Source organism: Helicobacter mesocricetorum (genome assembly GCF_900198605.1).
Classification (GTDB): domain Bacteria; phylum Campylobacterota; class Campylobacteria; order Campylobacterales; family Helicobacteraceae; genus Helicobacter_D; species Helicobacter_D mesocricetorum.
The window spans coordinates 30755-51158 of record NZ_FZPJ01000015.1 but is presented as its reverse complement, the minus strand read 5'-3'; the positions used below and the strand labels follow the sequence as shown (position 1 = coordinate 51158).

Genomic DNA, 20404 nt, shown 5'->3' with positions numbered 1-20404 from the left:
TAATATGGAGATCAATAGAGAAGATTTTAAAGAAGTTGTTGTAAATATTGGACGCGTAACAAAAGTAGTAAAGGGGGGTCGTAGATTCCGTTTTAATGCTTTAGTCGTAGTAGGAAATAAAGAAGGTTTAGTAGGTTTTGGGCTTGGAAAGGCAAAAGAAGTCCCCGATGCTATCAAAAAAGCTATTGATGATGCGTTTAAAAATATTATTAAAATTAATATTAAAGGCACAACCATAGCGCACGATGTGCAACAAAAATACAATTCAAGCATTATTCTGCTTAAACCAGCGAGTGAGGGGACGGGAGTTATTGCAGGTGGATCAGTGCGTCCTGTTTTAGAAATGGCGGGGATTAAAGATATTTTGACAAAATCTTTAGGTTCAAATAATCCCTATAATGTTGTTCGTGCAACGATTGATGCTCTTTCTAAGGTAAAGATGTAAGGGAGAAACAATGGCATTAGAAAATTTAGCACCCGCAAAAGGTAGTGTAAAAAAAATAAAAAGAGTTGGGCGCGGTCAAGGTAGCGGTATGGGAAAAACTTCTACAAGAGGAGGTAAAGGACAGACTGCAAGGACAGGCTCTAAGCAAAAAAGAGGTTTTGAAGGTGGTCAGCAACCTTTGCAAAGAAGATTGCCAAAGATTGGTTTTAATAGTAGAGTGATTAAGCCTTATGTTATTAATGTGGGAAAAATTAAAGCCCTTAATAATTTAGATGAAATTACTTTTGAAAGCATTAGGAGTGTTTATAAATTCCCTGCTTATACAACAAAAATTAAATTAATAGGTAAAGAGGCTAAGAATCTTGTATCTAAGATTAAAGATAAAAGAATCTTAACAAGCGGACAAAAATAATGAATAAAGCAATTGTCAATAAGATTCTTATTACTTTAGGCTTTCTTTTGCTTTATCGTATTTTAGCGTATGTGCCTGTGCCGGGTGTCGATACGATGGTTATTAAATCCTTTTTTGAAAATAATGCCTCTAATGCTTTAGGTTTATTTAATATGTTTAGTGGAAATGCTGTGGAACGTTTAAGCATTATTTCACTAGGGATTATGCCTTATATCACAGCTTCTATTATTATGGAGCTTTTAGCAGCTACTTTTCCGAATTTAGGCAAGATGAAAAAAGAGCGGGATGGTATGCAAAAATACATGCAAATTATTCGCTATCTTACCATTGTCATTACTTTAGTTCAGGCAATAGGTGTTTCTATTGGTTTAAAAAGCTTAGGGACGGGACACAATGGAGCGATTATGATTGATATGAATACCTTTATTGCTATTTCTGCTATTTCTATGCTTTGTGGAACAATGTTGCTAATGTGGATTGGTGAGCAAATCACTCAAAGAGGAATTGGCAATGGAATTAGTCTTATTATTTTTGCTGGTATTGTTTCTGGCATACCAAGCGCAATTGCTGGGACTTTTAATTTAGTAAATACTAATCAAATCACTTGGTTTGCCTTGTTATTTATTGCCGTGATTATCATTTTAACCGTTGGTTGTATTATCTTTGTTGAATTAGGCGAGAGGAGAATTCCTGTGTCTTATTCTAGAAAGGTGGTAATGCAAAATCAAGATAAAAGGATAATGAATTATATCCCTATTAAGATGAATCTTAGTGGAGTTATACCCCCGATTTTTGCCTCTGCTATTTTGATGTTTCCGGCTACTATTTTGCAATCCTCTTCTAATAGCGTTGTGGTTGAGATTGCAGATTATTTAAATCCAAATGGCTATCTTTATAATGTCTTAATGTTCTTTTTTGTTATTTTCTTTGCTTATTTTTATGCATCTATTATTTTTAATGCTAAAGATATTTCAGAAAATTTAAAAAGACAAGGTGGTTTTATACCGGGCATTAGACCGGGTGAAGGGACAGCAAATTTTTTGACGAATACTGCCAATAAATTAACTTTTTGGGGTTCTTTGTATTTAGCTATTATTGCTACTTTGCCTTGGGTTTTAGTCAAGGCTTCTGGAGTCCCTTTTTATTTTGGGGGAACGGCTGTTTTAATTGTGGTGCAAGTTGCTATTGATACAATGAGGAAAATAGAAGCCCAAATTTATATGAATAAATACAAAACCTTAAGTGCGGTTGGTTTGTAATGGCTATTGCAATTCGTAAAGATTCAGAAATTCAGTCTATTAGAGAGGCAAGTAGGATTGTAGCTAAAACGCTTAATCACCTTAAAGCACAAATAAAGCCCGGTATCACCCTTAAAGAGATTGATACTATGGGGGAGAAATTTATTCGCTCTTGTGGAGGAAAACCAGCTTTTAAAGGATTATATGGATTTAGTGGTTCTGTATGCACTTCGGTCAATGAAGTTATTATCCACGGTGTCCCCAATGAATCTTTTCTAAAAGAGGGGGATATTATAGGGCTTGATATTGGTGTAGAGCTTAATGGTTGGTTTGGTGATGCGGCTATTACTTGCGGAGTTGGTAATATTTCTGAAGATGATGAGCGACTTATTGCTTGTTCTAAAGATGCACTCCATTTTGCCATTAGCCAAATCAAAGTAGGTATGCACTTTAAGGAATTAAGTAGTTTGTTAGAAAATTTTATTTTAGATTATGGCTATGTGCCTCTTCTTGGCTTTTGTGGGCATGGAATTGGTAGAAAACCTCACGAGGCACCAGAAATACCAAATTATTTAGAGGGTAAAAAAGCTAAACAAGGTGATAAGATTAAAGAAGGGATGGTGTTTTGTATTGAACCTATGATTTGCCAAAAAGAAGGGACGCCAAAGATTTTAGAGGATAAGTGGAGTGTCGTTTCAAGTGATGGTATGCGAGGTAGCCATTATGAACATACAGTGGCAATAGTTAATGGCAAAGCAGAAATTTTATCAAAGGAATAAGAGTGGCAAAAGATGATGTAATTGAAGTGGATGGAATTGTTCGTGAGGCTTTACCTAATGCAACTTTTCGTGTTGAATTAGAGAATGGGCATATTATTTTATGCCATATTGCAGGAAGAATGCGAATGCATTATATTAAAATCTTGCAAGGGGATAAAGTAAAAATCGAGCTTACTCCTTATAGTCTTGATAAAGGTAGAATTACTTTTCGATATAAGTAGATTTTAATAGGATTCTTTATATAATCCAACCTTTATTTTACAAAAATGCAATTTCGTTTGTGGTTGCATTCACATAGTCGTTTGGGTGATGAATAAGCCTTTGGAGGACTATAAACTCAATGTCTAATGAATAATTAGAAAGCACTTTTAGGGCAATTCAAACATCAAACAGATTGTTAATGAGAGATTTTATATTCAAGGTAGGGAATAGGTTATGAAAGTTAGACCCTCTGTCAAAAAAATGTGCGACAAGTGCAAGGTTATTAAGAGAAAAGGTGTGATTCGAGTAATTTGCGAGAATCCAAAACATAAACAAAGACAAGGATAAAAAGGAAGAATAATGGCGAGAATTGCTGGTGTTGATTTACCCAAAAAAAAGAGAATAGAATATGCTTTAACCTATATTTATGGTATTGGTTTAAAGAGTGCAAGAGATATTTTAAATGCTGTAAATATTTCTTATGATAAAAGGGTTCAAGACCTTGGTGAGGATGAAATTTCAAAAATTGCAAAAGAGATTCAAACAAACCATATCGTAGAGGGTGATTTGCGCAAAAAAGTTACAATGGATATTAAGGCTCTTATGGATTTAGGGAACTATCGTGGATTGAGACATCGTAAAGGACTTCCTGTTCGTGGGCAAACAACAAAAAATAATGCTAGAACACGAAAGGGCAAGAGAAAAACTGTTGGTAGTGCATCAAAATAAGGGGTAATAATGGCTAAGAGAAATATTAATAAAAAAAGAGTAGTTAAGAAAAATATAGCAAGAGGTATTATACATATTTCTGCAGCATTTAATAATACGAGTGTAACAATTACTGATGAGATGGGCAATGTTATTTGCTGGAGTACTGCTGGTGCATTAGGATTTAAAGGAAGTAAAAAATCTACTCCTTATGCGGCACAACAAGCCGTTGAAGATGCCGTAGCTAAGGCAAAAGAACACGGAATTAAAGAGCTTGGAGTAAAGATTCAAGGTCCAGGAAGTGGTCGAGAAACTGCTGTGAAAAGTTTAGGAAGCATAGAGGGAATTAAAGTCTTATGGTTTAAAGATGTTACTCCATTGCCACATAATGGTTGTCGTGCTCCCAAAAGAAGAAGAGTCTAAGGAGAAAATATGGCTAGATATAGAGGTCCTGTAGAAAAGATTGAAAGAAGGTTTGGTGTTAGCCTTGCGTTAAAAGGCGAAAGAAGATTAGCAGGAAAAAGTGCATTAGATAAGCGTCCCTATGGTCCTGGACAACACGGACAAAGAAGAGGTAAAATTTCTGAATATGGGATTCAATTACGCGAAAAGCAAAAAGCAAAAATGATGTATGGAGTTTCTGAAAAACAATTTCGTGCAATCTTTGTTGAAGCTAATAGATTGCAAGGAAATACGGGAGAAAATCTGATTAAACTCATTGAAAGAAGATTGGATAATGTTGTTTATAGGATGGGATTTGCAACTACTAGGCGATTCGCAAGACAATTAGTAGTGCATGGGCATATTTTAGTGGATGGTAAGCGATTAGATATTCCCTCAGCCTTTGTTAATGTTGGGCAGAAAATTGAAATTTGTGAAAAAACAAAAAATAATGCTCAAATTCAAAGAGCTATTGAATTAACCAAGCAAACTGGTATTGTCCCTTGGGTTGATGTGGATCAAGAAAAGGTTTTTGGAATTTTTACACGATTACCAGAGAGAGAAGAGGTGGTTATTCCTATTGAAGAGAGGCTCATTGTCGAGTTATATTCTAAATAATACTTAAAGAAGGTGTTAGTATGAAAAGTATCAAAACTTCTCCTCATGTGCCAACAAAGATTGAAGTAAAAGAAATTGGTTTAAATAGAGTTCAAATTAGTGCATACCCCTTTGAATTTGGGTATGCCATTACTTTGGCGCATCCATTGCGAAGATTATTGCTTGGGAGTTCTGTTGGAAGTGCTCCAATAGCACTCAAAATAGCGGGGGTGGCTCATGAATTTGATTCTATTCGTGGCGTAGTAGAAGATGTTTCACATTTTATCGTTAATCTTAAAGCAATCCGTTTTACAACTAAAGATGACAAAGAGAGTATCACCATAGACTATAAATTCAATGGACCAAAAGTTATTACAGGTGCAGATTTAGAAAATGATATGATTGATATTGCTACCCCAGATACTCATTTGGCAACTATTAATGAAGATGCCTCATTGAATTTTTCTATTATTATTCGTAAGGGAATTGGTTATGTCGCTAGTGAAGATATTCGACCTGATGTTCCAGAGGGATTTATGGTGTTAGATGCGTATTTTACACCTGTTACAAATGTTACTTATACCACAGAGAATATTCTTTTAGAAGATGATCCTAATTATGAAAAAGTGATTTTTGATATTCAAACAGATGGGCAAGTAGAACCTTTAACTGCTTTTAAGAACGCATTAAGCGTTATGCATAGACAAATGGCGATTTTTAATTCAGAACTTAATATAGAAGTTTCAGAGGCTAGTGATGGAGAAGAAGATATTCCTGAAATGAAAGTTTTATTGCAAAGTATTGATAGCTTGAATTTTAGTGCTAGATGTTTTAATTGCTTAGATAGGTCAGGGATTCGATATTTAGGTGAGTTGGTTTTATTAAGTGAAGACCAAATTAAAAATATTAAAAATTTAGGTAAAAAGTCTTTAGATGAGATTACAATGAAACTTGATGAATTGGGTTATCCGGTAAATAAACCAGTTTCTAAAGATTTAGCTATACGTCTTAAGAAGAAATTTTCTAACTAAATAAGGATATAAAATGAGACATAAATATGGATATAGAAAGCTTGGTAGAACTTCATCTCACAGAAAAGCTTTATTGAAGAATTTATCTATTGCCTTGATTGCAAGTGGGAAAATTGAGACAACTCTCCCAAAGGCAAAGGAATTGCAAAGTTATTTTGAAAAACTTGTTACTAAGGCTAAGAAAAATGATTCTATGGCACATCGTTTAATTTTTTCACATTTACAACATAAAGAATCTGTGAAAAAGATTATTAAAGAAATTGCTCCAAAATATATGAATAGAAATGGTGGCTATACAAGAATTATTAAAACAAGATTAAGGGTAGGTGATGCCTCCCAAATGGCTATCATTGAATTAATCTAAGTCGTTGCAATAAATTTTTATTGCAATCTTTTTACTCCTCTCTCTGTTATATTCCTATTGAGCCTAATCTTTCGTGTGTTTGCCTAAAGTCATCAAAGTAAAATTTTTGCATTAAAGTCTCAAAGGCAAGTGTTTTGGTAAGATTTATTGCTACTTATGATAGATTTGTTATAGAACTTTTTGTGTTGAATATTTGCAAGATTTATACTTGAATCTTTAGAGTATTAAATATGAATGATCGGATTTTCGTAATTATTCCCTTGCTTTTTAGAATATGATTGAAGAATTATTTGCTTATAATTAGGCTTAATTACTGAATCTTTGTTATCAAATTGAAGTTTGATTATTAACGATGGGTATCGTTTTTTTACTTTGGATTTTAGGAGAATTTTTCTTTTTACCTATTTTTTTATTTTTGAATTTATCAATGCGCCAATGTAAAAATCTTAAAATTTAAGATATTTTTTACTTTTTATAAAATTATCATAAAAATATTTAAATAATTAAAGTTTCCTGTGTTAAAATAACGGGTTTTAATGTTTAAATTAATATGAGTTAGGAGGCAATAATGGCAGAAAATATGAATCGTAGGGATTTTCTTGGTATGACTCTTGGAGGCATTGCAGCCGTAGGTGTCGGTGCTTCATTGGTTGCTATGAAATCTTCTTGGGATCCATTGCCAAGTGTGGTATCGGCTGGTTTTACTACTGTGGATTTGAGTGGTATGCAAGAGGGTGAATATAGGCAAGTTGAGTATAGGGGGAATCCTGTATATATCATTAAAAAAACTGCGGCGATGAAGAAATGTGAAGATAGAGATGTTGTTGTAGGTAATGGAGATTATAGCGTAGGGATTCAGATATGTACTCATCTTGGCTGTATTCCTTCTTATAATGTAAATTCTGAAGAATTTCATTGCGCTTGCCATGGTGGTAAATTTGATGTATGTGGCAAAAATACTTTTGGTCCCCCACCTATTCCTATGAAAATCCCACCTTTTAAGATTGATGGAGATAAATTGGTATTAGGAGAAGAGGGTCCTGAGTATTTAAAGTTAGTTGGTAAGGCATAAGGAGGTTTGAATGGCACAAATACAAAAAGCAAATGGCATTATTGATTGGTTGGATCAAAGAATCGCAATAAGAACTCTAACAAAAGTTTTAATGACAGAGTATTGGATACCTAAAAATATTAATTTTCTTTGGGCAATGGGAGTAGTTTTAGTTGTTTTATTTACGATTTTAGTAGTTTCTGGATTATTTCTACTAATGTATTATAAGCCAGATACTAAATTAGCATTTGATAGCGTCAATTATACAATTATGCAAGAAGTGAAATATGGTTGGCTTTGGAGACATTTGCACGCTGTTAGTGCTTCTGTGTGTTTTTTGATAATTTATATCCATATGTTTGTTGGCATTTATTATGGCTCTTATAAACGCGGAAGAGAGATGATTTGGATTACTGGTATGCTCTTATTCATTCTTTTTTCTTCTGAAGCATTTAGTGGCTATATGTTGCCTTGGGGGCAGATGAGTTATTGGGCTGCATCAGTTATCACAAATCTTTTTGGTGCTATTCCTGTGATTGGTGCGGATTTGGTAGTTTGGATTCGTGGTAATTTTATTGTTTCGGATGCGACTTTAACAAGATTTTTTATGTTGCATGTTGTCTTGTTGCCTGTGGCTATTATGGCGGTTATTGTAATGCATTTTTATACTTTAAGAATTCCCCATGTGAATAATATGTATGGTGAAGAAATTGATTTTGAAAAAGAGGCAGAAAAGTTCAAAGCAGGGAATAAAAAAGAGTCTAAAGTTATTCCTTTTTGGCCAATGTTTTTGTCTAAAGATTTCTTTGTTGCAAGTTTCTTTTTAGCGTTTTTATTTTATTTAACTTGTTATCATTATGGCTTTGCTCTTGATCCTATTAACTTTGATCCTGCAGACCATTTAAAAACTCCTCCGCATATTTATCCAGAATGGTATTTTTTATGGAGTTATGAAGTTTTAAGAGGATTTTTCTTTAGTGCGGATTTGGGTTTAATAGCCTTTGGTATCGCAAATGTTATTTTTCTAATACTTCCTTGGCTTGATAGGAGCAAGGTTGTGGCTCCTGCACATAAGCGTCCGGCGTTTATGGTATGGTTTTGGGTATTAGTAGCAGATATGATTATTCTAACAATATGGGGTAAATTGCCTCCAACAGGTGCGAATGCTTATATTGGTTTTGTTGCTTCTATATTATTTTTAGCTCTGTTGCTTATTGTGCTACCAATTATCACAAAAATTGAAGATAAAAAGAATAGTTAAGGAGTAAAAATGAAAGAATTCTTAACCTTAATCATTGTTATTGTTGTTACAGGGATTATTTATTGGGGAGTTGAACCTTTTGCGCATAGTCAAATGCATCCAAAAGTTGCTCCTGCTGATTATAATTTTTCGGATTTAGCTCCAATCAATGCAAATGGAAATGCTATTAATGGAAAAGATATTGTCTTTGCCAATTGTATAGCTTGTCATAGTATTAAAAAAGAGGGTGTAGAATCTCCTTTTTCTGATACTGATGCGTTAGCCGCTTATGGAGTAGTTCCACCTGATCTTTCTAGTGCTGGTTTTATTTATGAGAAGAATTTTTTAGGAAATGTTATTAAAGATATAGCCGTAGCGACAAAGCAAACGCATAAGTTTGATGGTAATCATCCAATGCCAAGTTATAATTGGATGAGCGATCAAGAAATTGCTGATATTGTTGCTTATTTGCAAAGTATTGCACCCAAAAGTATGAGCAATAAGGAAGTCTTTATGGATGCTTGTGTGAGATGTCACGATATAAAATACGATAAAATATATGCAGCTGGCGGTTTAAAGACTTATCTTGAGGCAAAAGTTCCTGATTTATCAATGATGATTAGGAGTAGGGATATAGAGTATTTACATACTTTTATCAATGATCCGCAAAAGCATTTAGAGGGAACGGCTATGCCTAGAGTTGGTTTGAGTGAAGAGGCAGAAAAGCAAGTCATAGCTTATATAGAAAGCGTCGGAGATAGTAAAAAATCTGAACGCGAATCTTTGGGTTATAAACTCGTGATTTTTATGGTGGTTATGGGTATAGTTGCTTATTTATGGAAGCGTAAAATTTGGCGTGATACACATTAATCAAATACTGGCAAAAGCTAGTATTTGATACTTCTTTATTATTAATCCTTTGTTTTTATTCCTAGATTAGGTTATAATACCTTTTTAAATCCAACAAAAGGGATAAAATGCCAGCAGATGAATTTACATTAGCAAAAGTTCAAGTTCCCAAGGAAGAAGATTTGGCTCGTTATCTTGAGGGAATTATGGAGAATTATAGTGGGCTTTTAGATATGGAAGTGCTGTTTTGTTCGGAATTAGGTGCAACGAAAATCCCATTATTAGATATTTTACGTTTTGAGAAAGGTTCTATTATCGATTTACAAAAACCTGCCGGTGAAAGTGTGGAAATATTCATCAACAGACGAATTATAGGTAAGGGAGAAGTAATGGTTTATGAAAAAAATCTTGCAATTCGTGTAAATGAGATTTTAGATTCTAATGCCATTGTTTATTATCTCACAAGGGAAAGTATCAGCACAGTATGAGGATTTTGCTATTTTATTGTATTTTGTTATTGAATGGATTAGCACAAGAAAGCTCTTCTACCTCTTTAAACAAGTTTCAAAGTAGCAATGATGGCTTTCCTTTTGAAATGGCAAAATCTCCATTAGAGAGTATTGATTTATTCCAATATATAGGAGTAATCCTTATTCTAGTGGGTTTGTTGATTTTTCTTTGGTATGCGAAGAATCGTATAACTTCTCATAAGAATCATTCTTTATTGGAGCTATTTAAAAATAAAGAAAATTTAAACGATATTAGTATTGTTGCAACTATGACTTTAGGGATTCAAACAAAACTTGTTATCTTTGAGGCTTATGGGATACGTTATTTAGTTTTACTAAGTCCCAATGGGATAAGTATAGTAGATAAATATAATATTAAAAATTTTGAAAGGTTATTACAAGAGAAACAATAAAACTCTAATGCAAGAATCTTAGATTTTTGTTATTAGTATAGAATTGTTTTTTATGGATAAATGGTATGTTGAGAAAAGTAAGAAATGATATAAAAAGCAATGAGGATTCTAAAGCACGAAGTATAGTGGCATTTTTTGTATCTTTTTCATTACATTTAGTGATGATTGTTTTATTGTTTTGGGATTTTTCAAAAGAAGATTTACAAAATTTAGAAAAATATGGAAATCAAGAAAAAGAACGCATTAATATTAGGGATTTTAAGTTTGTTACACCTCCTAAAGAAATATTAACTCCTCCACAAAACCAGAAGTTTGCACAAAATGAAAAACCTGTAACAAAACCTCTAAAGCAAGATGTGCCAACGGAGAAAAAAAAGGCAAAACCTAAAGAGCAAGAAAAGCCTAAAGAGAAAAAGATAAAAACAGCACCTTCTGCTCCACAAAAAGTAGAAATCAAACCTCAAAAGGAAGATTTGCCCCAATCTCTTGCCCAAGAAACAATGCCTGAAAATAAGCCCTCTTCTCCCTCCATTTATAGTCTTGGAAAAAATACTTTTAATCCACCCAATAAAGAAATGGCAGAACTTTATGGAGAGGATTTGCATTCTTTAAGTGTGGAAGAGCGTAAATTTTTAGAAGATAATTTGAAGGCAATAGGTAAAATTACGCAATCTTATCTAAAATATCCACGAGTAGCAGGTAGGACAGGGCAGCAAGGAAAAAATATCGTAGAATTTTATTTATATCCCAATGGAAATATCTCTGATTTGAAATTTTTAACTTCTAGCGGGTATCAACTTCTTGATAAAAATAGTCAGCACACCATAGAGGTGGCTTATAAGGATTACCCTTATCCAAGCGTAAAAACAAAGGTTAGGATTCAATTTCATTACCGCATTCATTAATGGCGGAATTGTTTATATTCTATAGGAATAAGGCAGTCATTGGCTTCAAGGAGTTGAGGATAATAGCCTCTGTCATAACCGAGTTTAAAAAGCATATTAATGGCTTTTATTTGTGTGTTAGAAAGTGATATAGAATGATGGTTAGCGTAGAGATTTAAATAATGTTCTAGCTTTTGCGAATCTACCCGAATAAGATTCCTCTCTAAAAGCATTTTCGAGAGGAGTTGCTTGTGTTCTAAGCCTATCTTTATGGCTTTAGTTAAGATTTCTTCGCATTCTATTGCTAGACTTAGAGGGATGGAACGTCGTATGCACATTCCTCCAAGGGGTAGGGGGAGTCCTTCTTGATTGTAGTCATTCCAAATATCCCAAATCTCCTTTTCTACTTCTAAGGTAGAATCATATTCTAAAATAGATTCGTGGATTAAAACCCCAGCATCAACTTCTCCACTTAAAACGGCTTTTTCAATTTCTAAAAAGTTTTTGTAATAGATTTTAGCTTGTGGATAGGCGATTTTAAAGAGTAAGGCATTAGTTGTATGAATCCCGCTTAAAGCAACTTTAAAATTTCGCTTTAGCACAACTCCTCTTTTTTTGATAAGTTTTGGACCATAGCCTTCACCAAAGCTTACTCCGGTTCTTAAAAGGCATTGTTCTTGGAATAAAAGAGGATAAACACCAAAAGAAATAGCAGAGATGTCTAATATCCCATTAAGTGCCATTTCATTGAGGGTTTGTATATCAAGTGATTGATTTTTAAAATTTATGGAATCCCCAACCCACCCAAATGCGATAGCATAATACATAAAAATATCATCAGCATCTGGAGAATGCCCTATTTGTATCGTCCTCATTTTATACCTCTGTTGGGGGTTATTTTAATTAAATATTGCTTATAAGGGATTGAATTCTTTTGATAATAAAGGAGGGTTTTAAATCTATCATACAGGCGTGAAAAGCTCTAGAATCTTGGGGGAGAGGGCAGATTCTTTTTTTGCAGGGTTGGCAGAAGAGGGGTTGATTGAGTGTTTTTAGTGAAATAATATGGGCATTTTTTGCATTAAAGGGGGAAGTTTCTTGCTCATTAGTGGGACCAAAGATTGCTAAAGTTGGAACTTCAAATGCTGCTGCAATGTGCATAGGACCACTATCATTAGTTATAAACAGATGGCTCTTTTGTATATAAGCCATAAGGCTTTGAATGGTTGTTTGTCCGCTTAAATTTAAAATATTTTGAGGATTGGGTGGCAAAAAAGAGAGAATCTTGTCATTAATAGTGGTTTCTGATGCTATTCCAAAGAGTAGAATTTTGAAATTTTTGTCTAATAAAAAAGCAATAACTTCTGCAAAATATTCTTCTTTCCAACGTTTTGCACTACCAAAGGCTGCACCTGCATTGATACCTGCTATTTTTTGGTTTTGCCAATGTTGTGGTAAGAAAACCTCTAAAGGAGATTTTCTTAAATATAGTTTAGGGCTGAGATTAGTGTTTGGAATAAGTGTTTTTATAAGAGAGCTAAAATGCAAGGATTCGTGTAGATTTGCTTGTTTTTTAGGGGCTTTAGTAAGCAGGAGTGAGCGCATTTCTTTGTTGTATCCTATACGTTCTTTTGCTTGATTAAAAAATAAAAACAAAGCTGATAAAAAGTTGTTTTGAAAGGTAAAAGCAATATCACAAGGAGGAATCTTTTTAGCCAAAGCATACAAATGGAGTATTCTAAAGTTTTTCTTTTTGCTATTATCAACTAGAAGTGTGGTGTTTGGGTAATGCCTAAAGAGTTCGCAACTAACTTCGCTCCCTACTAAATAAAAATGGGCTTGTGGATAAGTTTGATAAAGAATCTCCATTGCAAAAGTTGCCATTACTGCATCGCCTAACCAATTGGGGATTCTAATAAGGATATTCATAAGTTTTTTATAATCTCTAATGTTTTGTCTAAATGATTTTGTAAGGTTAGGTGCTGGACGGCTTTTGCGCATTCTTTTTGTAGTGTAGAGAGTAATTGTTGATTTTCTAAGAGTGTATTTAAAATTTCACAACCTTTTGAAATCTCTTGAGGACTCTCCAAAAGAAGATTACTTGAAAACAGCTCTCCTGCCCCATTTTGTTTCGTAGTAAGGATAGCATTTTCATAGCTTGCCGCTTCTAAGGTGGCATTTGAACAAGGTTCATAGGCTGTGGGAAATAAGAAAATATCACTTGCTTGATAAAAAGATTCTATGTTTTCTTGTGCGTTTAGAAATAAAATATGTTCTTCTAAAGATAATTTTTTAACGAGTTTTTGGTAATACGCAACCTTTTTATCTTTGCCAATAATAAGAAAATACCATTGTTTAGAATTAAGCTTTGAAAGTATAAGAATAGCTTCTTTTAATCCTTTTCTTGCATATCCGCTTCCTACAAAAAGGATTAATGTTTTGTCTTTTAAGTCGGGAAATTTTTTGATAAGTGATTCTTTGGCTTTAGGTTTGTTGATAATCTTTGGGATTTTAATACCATTATAAATAACTTCAATTTTACTAGGGGGGATACCGAAGTATTCAATAAGTGAATCTTTTATCATTTGGGAGTTAGCGATGATTTTTTTAGTATTTTTAAAGAGTTTTGGTTCTAAAAAGGTATAGAGGAGATTCATAGGATTAAAGAAAGTTTTGAATTTTTTAAAAGGATTATTATGGGTTTTTATCGCTAACCATTGTCTGTGAATGCCATCCCCTGCACGATAAATATCGCAGTGTAAAACTCTCTCTAGACTAAAATAAAGAAATTGTGGATTGGATTTGCGGAATTTTTCATAATGATACAAGAAGTAAAGAAAAGCCAAAAAAGAGGGTAAAAATTTTGGAATTTTTATAAATAGCTTGGAATCTTGAGAATAATTGCCGCTTGAAAAAATAGGGGGATTTTTATCGTAAATGGCTTGTGTTATTCTACAAAGATATAATTCTGCACCACCGATTTTTGTATTTTTAAAGCGAATAAAAAGAGGTTTTTTCATAAGGATTGTAAAATGTCTTCAGAGATTTTTTCTAAGCTTTGGTTGGCATTAATCATAACATCTGCACAGCTTTTATAAACCTCTAATCGTTTTAGATAAAGCTTTAAGGCTTGGTTTTTATCCTGAAAAAGGGGACGCTTTTGGATTTCTTTTTTTGAGAGTCTAGAGAGGATATTGTCAAATTCTAAGTGTAGAAAAAAAACTTTTCCCATTGTGCTTACATCACAAAATAGAGGCATTCCTCCTCCTGTCGCAATAATGCAGTTTTGAATATTTTTGCTCACAAAATGGCAAAATTCTTTTTCGCATTGTCTAAAATAGCTCTCCCCCTTAGAGGCGAATATTTGTGCAATATTTAAATTTTCGTTATTTGCAATGATTTTATCACTATCTAAAACTAATTTTTTAGTCTTTTGGTAAAGTGATTTTGCAACGCTACTTTTCCCACTACCCATAAAACCGATTAACACAAGGTTAATATAAGTCAATTTCTAATGCCCCCTCTTTATTAGCATTGATAGAATAGTTGTATTGTCCATCAAGATTTAGGGTGATTCGATAAAAGTCTAAATGAGTTTCTAAACTAACTTTTGTGATAAAAGGGAGATTGGTTGTTAAGGATTGGCTTAGTGCTTTATTGGTAGTGCTTTTAAAGTCTAGTATAAGGCGAGTAGGTGAGGTAAGAGTGAAATTTCGTATAAGGCTAAGGGAAGTTTTTAATAGGGTTTTTTGCTTATTGATATTGAAGTTAAAAGAATCACCCAAAGTAAAATTGGGTTTTGGAGTTAGTTTTGGATCTAATCGCATATTAGGTAATTGGATTTCTTGTGTTAGGGTCAAGGGAAGATGCCAATCTATATTGCCATCTAAAACCTTTTCAAAGGTTGTAATAGAACCATCAAGATTTTGGTAGTCTATGGTTATTTTTTTAATTTTTCTTGCCGTTGAGGGAAGTGTAATTTCTGTTTTAGTAAATAAATTAAGTTCGGGTAGATTCGATAATTGTCCGCTTGATTTTGGGGTTACTAGAGCATCAAAAGGATTTCGTGAGAATTGTGATGTTTGAGTATTTCCCATATTATTGGTTGTATCTATAACAGGTGTGAGAGTTGGATCCACATTGGGGGTTGGATCTACATTGAGTGTTGGTATTTCTGGTAACTTTCTTGGTTCATTAGCAAATAATAATGAAGGTAAAGCAAATAGGAGGATAATTCTTTTCATTGTGGTTCCAAGCCTTTTAATTCAAAAAGCTCTTTTTGTAAGTTTGCGTTTTGGTGTGTGAGAAAATTTACCTCTTGACGCATTTTTTTTTCTTTTTCTTCAAGCTCTAATAAGACACTTAAGGAGTTACTACCAAAAAGTAGATTGCCAAAATAGATTCCTGCAATACAAACTATCAAGGCAAGACTAAAAATAGGGAGTAGAGGAAATATCTCTTGATAGGCTATGGTCTTATTTTTCATTTCAACATCTTAAAGAGTGTTTTTCCTAGATAGACTGAATGGGGGAGTTCATTTTCGATAGCTAATAAGCGATTATATTTTGCCATTCTCTCACTTCTTGCCGTAGAACCTGTCTTAATCTCTCCTGTATTAAGTGCCACAGCAAAGTCTGCTATGAAAGTATCTTCGCTCTCTCCACTCCGATGACTCATAATGCATTTGTAGTTATTTCTTTGAGCTAAACGTATGGTTTCCATAGTTTGCGTGATAGTTCCAATTTGGTTGGGCTTAATAAGAATGGCATTGGCGATATTTTGTTGAATGCCCTTTGAGAGTATTTTTGCATTGGTTACAAATAAATCATCTCCTACTAGCTGAATCTTATCTCCTAATTTTTGTGTGAGTTTCGCCCAACCTTCCCAATCATCTTCACTTAAACCATCTTCTATGGAGATGATAGGATATTTTGCGATAAGTTTCTCATAATATTCAATAAGCTCTTCTGCGCAAAGCTCTCTGTTCTCACCTTTGAGGGAGTAAATACCTGCTTGATTGACAAATTCACTGCTTGCGATGTCAAGAGCAAGGAAGATTTGTTCTCCTTCTTTATAACCGGCTTTTTTGATAGCTTCTGAAATAATTTGCAAGGGTTCTTCGTTGTTTTTTAGATTGGGTGCAAATCCACCCTCATCACCAATGCTTGTAATGTGTTTAGAATCTTTAAGGATTTTTTTTAGATATTGGTAGATTTCTGCACTAGCCCTTAGTGCTTCGCTAAAAGTATCAAAACCAAGAGGCATAATCATATATTCTTGAAAATCTACGGTATTATCGGCGTGACTCCCCCCATTGATGATATTTAGCATAGGAATAGGAAGTGTTAGGGCATTAGCCCCACCTAAATACCGATAAAGCGGGATATTTAAGCTTTTTGCTGCAGCCCTAGCAACAGCCATAGAAACACCTAGTGTGGCATTAGCACCTAAATTAGAAAAATTCTCTGTATTATCGGCTTCTATTAAGAGATTATCAATCATAGTTTGTTCATAAGGATTTAATCCGCTAATGGCATCGTAGATAGTTGTTTGTATATTTTCACAAGCTTTTAAAACGCCTTTTCCCAAAAAACGTTCATCCCCATCTCTTAATTCTAAAGCCTCTCTTTTTCCGGTGCTTGCACCACTAGGGACAATAGCACTTCCTATGCTACCATCACTTAAAATAACAGTTGCTTTAATGGTAGGATTCCCCCGACTATCTAAAACTTCCTCTGCGTGAATTTCATCAATAAAAGTCATTATTTCTCCTTAATTTAGATTATTTAGGGGTTATTCATCATCTTCTGAAGTATTGGATAAATCATCAGAGATAGAAATAGATGATTTGATTTTTTCTTCTATTTCTTGAGAGATTTCTGGATTTTCTTTTAAGAATACCTTAGCATTTTCTTTGCCTTGCCCTAGCTTTTTATCTCCATAGCTAAACCAAGCACCACTTTTGTCGATAATATCAAGCTTTACTCCATAGTCTATTAATTCTCCCTCTTTGCTGATGCCCTCTCCAAACATAATATCAAATTCTGCTCCTCTAAAAGGAGGTGCAACTTTGTTTTTTACAACTTTTGCTTTGACGCGATTTCCTATATTTTGCTCTCCTTGTTTTAAGCTTGCGATTCTTCTTACATCAATTCTAACACTTGCATAAAACTTTAAAGCATTACCACCTGTTGTTGTCTCTGGGCTTCCATAGCCCATTACGCCAATTTTCATACGAATTTGATTGATAAAGATAACGGTGGTGTTCATTTTGTGGATAATGCCTGTAACCTTTCTTAATGCTTGACTCATTAATCTTGCTTGAAGTCCCACATGTTGGTCGCCCATATCTCCTTCAATTTCACTTTTTGGAGTAAGTGCTGCCACAGAATCAATAATGATTAAATCTACACCCCCACTTCTTGTGAGTGTTTCTAATATTTCTAAAGCTTGTTCCCCAAAATCAGGCTGTGATACAAGGAGGTTTTCCACATCTACGCCTAATCGTTTTGCATAAGTAACATCTAAAGCGTGTTCAGCATCTATAAAAGCACAAATTCCCCCGTTTTTTTGACATTCTGCAACAACTTGTAGCGCAAGTGTGGTTTTACCAGAGCTTTCAGGACCATAAACTTCAATAATTCGTCCCTTTGGAATCCCACCAATGCCAAGTGCAATATCTAACCCTAAAGAACCTGTGCTAATACAATCAATTTTTTCAACAGGTTTATCTCCAAGTCTAATTAATGCACCTTTCCCAAAAGCTTTATCGATTTGTTTGATAGCAAGTTCTATGGCTTTTTGCTTACTTTCATCTAATGCCATTTTTTCTCCTAAAATTTAAAATTTTGATTGTATCGAAAATAACATAAAAAATATATTTTAGTTTTATTAGCCTGTATGGTTTTAAACGAAATTATATTTTTTTCAGAGATGATAAGCTACAATTCCTGCATTAATAAATAAAATTTTAGGTTGAGAGAATGAAAATCACACAAACTTGTTTCAAAATGATTTTAGCAATATTGTTTTTTGGATTTAGTATTCAGGTTTTTGCAGCTTCCAAAGCATCAGAAAGCTCACGTTTAGATTCTTATAATAAATTAAGAAAAGTAATTGGAACGATTGAGAATTATTATGTTGATGAATTGACACTTGATGAGATTATTAACAAAGCTATTGAGGGACTTTTAAGTAATCTTGATGCACATTCTGCCTATTTAGATGAGAAAAAATTTGAAGAGCTTAGGATACAAACCAATGGAGAATTTGGTGGGGTAGGCATTACTATCTCTTTAAAGAATGGGGGTATTACTATTATAGCTCCCATTGAAGGAAGTCCGGGTGATAGAGCAGGTTTAAAAAGTGGCGATATTATTTTAAAAATTAATGAAGAAAGCACTTTAAGTATGAGTTTAGACGATGCTGTGAATAAAATGCGTGGAAAACCTAATACAAAGGTGCAATTGACTATTGTTAGAAAAGATAATCCTAAACCTTTAGTTTTTAATATCACAAGGGATAATATTAAAGTGGAATCTGTTTATGCCAAAAAAATTGAAGATTCTGATTATGCTTATGTGCGAGTAACTTCTTTTGATAAAAAGGTTGCACAAAGGGTTGAAGAAGAGCTAAAGAAATTTAAAAAAATTGATGGCATAATTTTGGATTTAAGGAATAATCCCGGAGGGCTTTTAAATCAAGCTGTTGAGCTAAGTAATTTGTTTATTAAAGAAGGAACGATTGTTTCACAAAAAGGACGCGTAAAAGATGAAGATATCGTATATGAAGCTACTTCAAAAACCCCCTATGCAAGAATCCCTTTAGTCGTGCTTGTCAATAATGGAAGTGCAAGTGCGAGTGAGATTGTAGCAGGGGCATTGCAAGATCATAAAAGAGGAATTCTTATAGGGGAGACTACTTTTGGTAAAGGGAGTGTGCAAGTGGTATTGCCCACAGAAAAGAAAGAAGCTTTGCGTTTAACGATTGCTCGTTATTATTTGCCAAGTGGTCGGACGATACAAGCTGTGGGAGTAACTCCTGATATTGAAGTCTTACCTGGTGTAGTTCCTAATGATGAAGGTGGATTTAATATTAAAGAGGCTGATTTGAAAAAACATTTAGAGGGTGAATTGGAGAAAATCAATCCTAAAGAAAATATTAAAGCAAAAACTAAGGAAAATGAAATATCTTCTACGCAGATTATGAATGATATTCAGCTTAAAAGTGCCATTGATGTGTTAAAAACTCTAACAATCATTCAAAAGTGAGGAATGGGTTTATGCAAGTAGAGCAAAAAGAAAAGTTATATGAAGGGAAGGGAAAGAAGCTTTATAAAACTAATGATGAAAATTTTGTTTTAGCGGAATTTAAAGATGATTTAACAGCTTTTAATGCTCAAAAGAAAGGGAATGAAGAGGGAAAGGGCGCATTAAATTGTAAGATTTCTTCCGAGATTTTTAAGCTTTTAGAGAAAAGAGGCATTAAAACCCATTATGTAGAAACCTTAGCGGATAATTTAATGCTATGCCAATTTGTTGAAATTATTCCTATTGAAGTGGTTGTAAGGAATATTGCAACAGGTTCATTAACCAAAAGACTAGGGATTAAAGAAGGGGAGAGGTTACCCTTTGCTTTAGTGGAGTTTTATTATAAAGATGATTCTTTAGGTGATCCGCTTATTAATGATGAACACGCCTTGATTTTAGGTTGTGTGAAATCCATAGAGATTTTAGAGCATTTAAGAAAAATTGGTCGTGATGTTAATGAAGTGTTATGTGAGTTTTTTGATAGAAGAAATTTGATGTTGGTAGATTTTAAATTAGAATTTGGTTTAAATCAAAAAAATGAAATTTTGGTAGCTGATGAAATTACTCCTGATTCCTGTCGTTTTTGGGATAAAAATAGCAAAGAAAAGTTAGATAAAGATAGATTCCGAGAAGATTTGGGCGGTGTAAAAATGGCTTATGAAGAAGTATTAAAAAGGATTTTGCTAGGATGAGGTTATGAGAGTTGAAGTGATTGTGCGATTAAAAAATGGTGTTTTAGACCCTCAAGGTAAAGCCATTCATAATGCCTTAGAATCTTTAGGGCATACAAATATTCAAGATGTAAATGTAGGTAAAGCCATTATTTTAGAAATAGATAGCAAAGAAACCCAAGAAGTAAAAAAGCAAGTGCAGCTTATGTGTGAAACGCTCTTGGCAAATACGGTAATTGAAGATTACCAAATAAAGCTATAA

Annotated in this window: 28 protein-coding genes; 20 read left to right on the top strand and 8 right to left on the bottom strand. The window is 33.7% G+C overall.

The features are described from left to right. Window positions 1-4 precede the first annotated feature (4 nt). The 17 genes from rpsE to C6H18_RS04295 all read left to right on the top strand — a co-directional run bounded on the left by rpsE (window position 5) and on the right by C6H18_RS04295 (window position 11183). The gene (rpsE, locus tag C6H18_RS04375) at window positions 5-445 is read left to right on the top strand and encodes a 30S ribosomal protein S5 (protein WP_104721896.1); all 441 of its coding nucleotides are present in this window, start codon (window positions 5-7) and stop codon (window positions 443-445) included. A 10-nt stretch (window positions 446-455) separates the two neighbouring features. After that, window positions 456-857, top strand: a complete 402-nt coding sequence (gene rplO, locus C6H18_RS04370; protein ID WP_104721895.1) for a 50S ribosomal protein L15 — start codon at window positions 456-458, stop codon at window positions 855-857. Next, complete coding sequence (secY, locus tag C6H18_RS04365; protein ID WP_104721894.1) at window positions 857-2116, top strand: preprotein translocase subunit SecY; 1260 nt, start codon at window positions 857-859, stop codon at window positions 2114-2116. Before rplO ends, secY begins: the two co-directional genes overlap by 1 nt. Continuing rightward, window positions 2116-2874: a type I methionyl aminopeptidase gene (map, locus tag C6H18_RS04360; RefSeq protein WP_104721893.1), complete on the top strand. Its 759-nt coding sequence runs from the start codon at window positions 2116-2118 to the stop codon at window positions 2872-2874. The genes secY and map overlap by 1 nt, the downstream gene beginning before the upstream one ends. Before the next feature lie 2 nt (window positions 2875-2876). Further along, entirely contained in the window at window positions 2877-3095 is a 219-nt protein-coding gene (infA, locus tag C6H18_RS04355; RefSeq protein WP_034552019.1) for a translation initiation factor IF-1, read from the top strand. A 214-nt stretch (window positions 3096-3309) separates the two neighbouring features. Next, window positions 3310-3423 (top strand): 50S ribosomal protein L36, encoded by a 114-nt coding sequence (gene rpmJ, locus C6H18_RS04350; protein WP_005022299.1) that lies wholly within the window; start codon window positions 3310-3312, stop codon window positions 3421-3423. Window positions 3424-3435: 12 nt separating this feature from the next. Continuing rightward, entirely contained in the window at window positions 3436-3804 is a 369-nt protein-coding gene (rpsM, locus tag C6H18_RS04345) for a 30S ribosomal protein S13 (protein ID WP_104721892.1), read from the top strand. A gap of 9 nt (window positions 3805-3813) precedes the next feature. Then, window positions 3814-4206 carry a 30S ribosomal protein S11 gene (gene rpsK, locus C6H18_RS04340; protein WP_034552015.1) on the top strand — a complete coding sequence of 131 codons (393 nt, stop codon included), beginning with the start codon at window positions 3814-3816 and terminating at the stop codon, window positions 4204-4206. Between the two features lie 9 nt (window positions 4207-4215). Next, a complete protein-coding gene (gene rpsD / locus C6H18_RS04335) occupies window positions 4216-4842 on the top strand; it encodes a 30S ribosomal protein S4 (RefSeq protein WP_104721891.1) in 627 nt (208 codons plus the stop codon). Window positions 4843-4862: 20 nt separating this feature from the next. Then, on the top strand, window positions 4863-5852 hold the full coding sequence (locus C6H18_RS04330) for a DNA-directed RNA polymerase subunit alpha (RefSeq protein ID WP_104721890.1): 990 nt from the start codon (window positions 4863-4865) through the stop codon (window positions 5850-5852). A 13-nt stretch (window positions 5853-5865) separates the two neighbouring features. Further along, entirely contained in the window at window positions 5866-6216 is a 351-nt protein-coding gene (gene rplQ, locus C6H18_RS04325; RefSeq protein WP_104721889.1) for a 50S ribosomal protein L17, read from the top strand. A gap of 568 nt (window positions 6217-6784) precedes the next feature. Continuing rightward, complete coding sequence (gene petA, locus C6H18_RS04320) at window positions 6785-7288, top strand: ubiquinol-cytochrome c reductase iron-sulfur subunit (RefSeq protein ID WP_104721888.1); 504 nt, start codon at window positions 6785-6787, stop codon at window positions 7286-7288. 10 nt (window positions 7289-7298) lie between these two features. Then, the gene (locus tag C6H18_RS04315; RefSeq protein ID WP_104721887.1) at window positions 7299-8528 is read left to right on the top strand and encodes a cytochrome b; all 1230 of its coding nucleotides are present in this window, start codon (window positions 7299-7301) and stop codon (window positions 8526-8528) included. A gap of 9 nt (window positions 8529-8537) precedes the next feature. Next, window positions 8538-9377, top strand: coding sequence for a c-type cytochrome (locus tag C6H18_RS04310; protein ID WP_104721886.1), 840 nt, complete (start codon window positions 8538-8540; stop codon window positions 9375-9377). Window positions 9378-9484: 107 nt separating this feature from the next. Then, window positions 9485-9844 (top strand): flagellar motor switch protein FliN, encoded by a 360-nt coding sequence (gene fliN, locus C6H18_RS04305; RefSeq protein WP_104721885.1) that lies wholly within the window; start codon window positions 9485-9487, stop codon window positions 9842-9844. Next, window positions 9841-10278, top strand: a complete 438-nt coding sequence (locus C6H18_RS04300) for a hypothetical protein (RefSeq protein WP_104721884.1) — start codon at window positions 9841-9843, stop codon at window positions 10276-10278. Before fliN ends, C6H18_RS04300 begins: the two co-directional genes overlap by 4 nt. Before the next feature lie 65 nt (window positions 10279-10343). Next, on the top strand, window positions 10344-11183 hold the full coding sequence (locus C6H18_RS04295) for an energy transducer TonB (RefSeq protein WP_104721883.1): 840 nt from the start codon (window positions 10344-10346) through the stop codon (window positions 11181-11183). On the opposite strand, the gene C6H18_RS04290 is transcribed toward C6H18_RS04295, so the two are convergent. Genes C6H18_RS04290 through recA form a run of 8 tightly spaced genes read right to left on the bottom strand, consistent with a single transcriptional unit; the run spans window position 11180 to window position 17987 of the window. Continuing rightward, window positions 11180-12037: a menaquinone biosynthesis family protein gene (locus C6H18_RS04290; protein ID WP_104721882.1), complete on the bottom strand. Its 858-nt coding sequence runs from the start codon at window positions 12035-12037 to the stop codon at window positions 11180-11182. The genes C6H18_RS04295 and C6H18_RS04290 overlap by 4 nt on opposite strands. A gap of 28 nt (window positions 12038-12065) precedes the next feature. Further along, window positions 12066-13091, bottom strand: coding sequence for a lipopolysaccharide heptosyltransferase II (gene waaF / locus C6H18_RS04285; protein WP_104721881.1), 1026 nt, complete (start codon window positions 13089-13091; stop codon window positions 12066-12068). After that, on the bottom strand, window positions 13088-14182 hold the full coding sequence (locus tag C6H18_RS04280) for a glycosyltransferase family 4 protein (RefSeq protein WP_104721880.1): 1095 nt from the start codon (window positions 14180-14182) through the stop codon (window positions 13088-13090). The genes waaF and C6H18_RS04280 overlap by 4 nt, the downstream gene beginning before the upstream one ends. Beyond that, entirely contained in the window at window positions 14179-14670 is a 492-nt protein-coding gene (locus C6H18_RS04275) for a shikimate kinase (protein ID WP_104721879.1), read from the bottom strand. The genes C6H18_RS04280 and C6H18_RS04275 overlap by 4 nt, the downstream gene beginning before the upstream one ends. Next, window positions 14657-15406, bottom strand: coding sequence for an AMIN domain-containing protein (locus C6H18_RS04270; protein WP_104721878.1), 750 nt, complete (start codon window positions 15404-15406; stop codon window positions 14657-14659). Before C6H18_RS04270 ends, C6H18_RS04275 begins: the two co-directional genes overlap by 14 nt. After that, window positions 15403-15648: a hypothetical protein gene (locus C6H18_RS04265; protein WP_104721877.1), complete on the bottom strand. Its 246-nt coding sequence runs from the start codon at window positions 15646-15648 to the stop codon at window positions 15403-15405. The genes C6H18_RS04270 and C6H18_RS04265 overlap by 4 nt, the downstream gene beginning before the upstream one ends. Further along, window positions 15645-16925: a phosphopyruvate hydratase gene (eno, locus tag C6H18_RS04260; RefSeq protein WP_104721876.1), complete on the bottom strand. Its 1281-nt coding sequence runs from the start codon at window positions 16923-16925 to the stop codon at window positions 15645-15647. The genes C6H18_RS04265 and eno overlap by 4 nt, the downstream gene beginning before the upstream one ends. A 30-nt stretch (window positions 16926-16955) precedes the next feature. Further along, window positions 16956-17987, bottom strand: coding sequence for a recombinase RecA (gene recA / locus C6H18_RS04255; protein ID WP_104721875.1), 1032 nt, complete (start codon window positions 17985-17987; stop codon window positions 16956-16958). A gap of 158 nt (window positions 17988-18145) precedes the next feature. Between recA and C6H18_RS04250 the strand changes: the two genes are divergently transcribed. From C6H18_RS04250 to purS, 3 genes are read left to right on the top strand one after another with little or no spacing between them, the layout of a single operon-like run. Beyond that, entirely contained in the window at window positions 18146-19432 is a 1287-nt protein-coding gene (locus C6H18_RS04250; protein WP_104721874.1) for a S41 family peptidase, read from the top strand. Window positions 19433-19443: 11 nt separating this feature from the next. Further along, complete coding sequence (gene purC / locus C6H18_RS04245) at window positions 19444-20163, top strand: phosphoribosylaminoimidazolesuccinocarboxamide synthase (RefSeq protein ID WP_104721873.1); 720 nt, start codon at window positions 19444-19446, stop codon at window positions 20161-20163. Between the two features lie 4 nt (window positions 20164-20167). Continuing rightward, a complete protein-coding gene (purS, locus tag C6H18_RS04240; protein WP_104721872.1) occupies window positions 20168-20404 on the top strand; it encodes a phosphoribosylformylglycinamidine synthase subunit PurS in 237 nt (78 codons plus the stop codon).

Coding starts and splice junctions, on each gene's coding strand:
- rplO (WP_104721895.1), top strand. CDS start 456: ATGGCATTAGAAAATTTAGCACCCGCAAAAGGTAGTGTAAAAAAAATA.
- rpsD (WP_104721891.1), top strand. CDS start 4,216: ATGGCTAGATATAGAGGTCCTGTAGAAAAGATTGAAAGAAGGTTTGGT.
- C6H18_RS04295 (WP_104721883.1), top strand. CDS start 10,344: ATGTTGAGAAAAGTAAGAAATGATATAAAAAGCAATGAGGATTCTAAA.
- C6H18_RS04315 (WP_104721887.1), top strand. CDS start 7,299: ATGGCACAAATACAAAAAGCAAATGGCATTATTGATTGGTTGGATCAA.
- purS (WP_104721872.1), top strand. CDS start 20,168: ATGAGAGTTGAAGTGATTGTGCGATTAAAAAATGGTGTTTTAGACCCT.
- petA (WP_104721888.1), top strand. CDS start 6,785: ATGGCAGAAAATATGAATCGTAGGGATTTTCTTGGTATGACTCTTGGA.
- purC (WP_104721873.1), top strand. CDS start 19,444: ATGCAAGTAGAGCAAAAAGAAAAGTTATATGAAGGGAAGGGAAAGAAG.
- C6H18_RS04330 (WP_104721890.1), top strand. CDS start 4,863: ATGAAAAGTATCAAAACTTCTCCTCATGTGCCAACAAAGATTGAAGTA.
- rpsM (WP_104721892.1), top strand. CDS start 3,436: ATGGCGAGAATTGCTGGTGTTGATTTACCCAAAAAAAAGAGAATAGAA.
- waaF (WP_104721881.1), bottom strand. CDS start 13,091: ATGAATATCCTTATTAGAATCCCCAATTGGTTAGGCGATGCAGTAATG.
- rplQ (WP_104721889.1), top strand. CDS start 5,866: ATGAGACATAAATATGGATATAGAAAGCTTGGTAGAACTTCATCTCAC.
- fliN (WP_104721885.1), top strand. CDS start 9,485: ATGCCAGCAGATGAATTTACATTAGCAAAAGTTCAAGTTCCCAAGGAA.
- rpmJ (WP_005022299.1), top strand. CDS start 3,310: ATGAAAGTTAGACCCTCTGTCAAAAAAATGTGCGACAAGTGCAAGGTT.
- eno (WP_104721876.1), bottom strand. CDS start 16,925: ATGACTTTTATTGATGAAATTCACGCAGAGGAAGTTTTAGATAGTCGG.
- recA (WP_104721875.1), bottom strand. CDS start 17,987: ATGGCATTAGATGAAAGTAAGCAAAAAGCCATAGAACTTGCTATCAAA.
- C6H18_RS04280 (WP_104721880.1), bottom strand. CDS start 14,182: ATGAAAAAACCTCTTTTTATTCGCTTTAAAAATACAAAAATCGGTGGT.
- C6H18_RS04290 (WP_104721882.1), bottom strand. CDS start 12,037: ATGAGGACGATACAAATAGGGCATTCTCCAGATGCTGATGATATTTTT.
- C6H18_RS04310 (WP_104721886.1), top strand. CDS start 8,538: ATGAAAGAATTCTTAACCTTAATCATTGTTATTGTTGTTACAGGGATT.
- C6H18_RS04250 (WP_104721874.1), top strand. CDS start 18,146: ATGAAAATCACACAAACTTGTTTCAAAATGATTTTAGCAATATTGTTT.
- C6H18_RS04270 (WP_104721878.1), bottom strand. CDS start 15,406: ATGAAAAGAATTATCCTCCTATTTGCTTTACCTTCATTATTATTTGCT.
- C6H18_RS04265 (WP_104721877.1), bottom strand. CDS start 15,648: ATGAAAAATAAGACCATAGCCTATCAAGAGATATTTCCTCTACTCCCT.
- map (WP_104721893.1), top strand. CDS start 2,116: ATGGCTATTGCAATTCGTAAAGATTCAGAAATTCAGTCTATTAGAGAG.
- C6H18_RS04300 (WP_104721884.1), top strand. CDS start 9,841: ATGAGGATTTTGCTATTTTATTGTATTTTGTTATTGAATGGATTAGCA.
- rpsK (WP_034552015.1), top strand. CDS start 3,814: ATGGCTAAGAGAAATATTAATAAAAAAAGAGTAGTTAAGAAAAATATA.
- rpsE (WP_104721896.1), top strand. CDS start 5: ATGGAGATCAATAGAGAAGATTTTAAAGAAGTTGTTGTAAATATTGGA.
- secY (WP_104721894.1), top strand. CDS start 857: ATGAATAAAGCAATTGTCAATAAGATTCTTATTACTTTAGGCTTTCTT.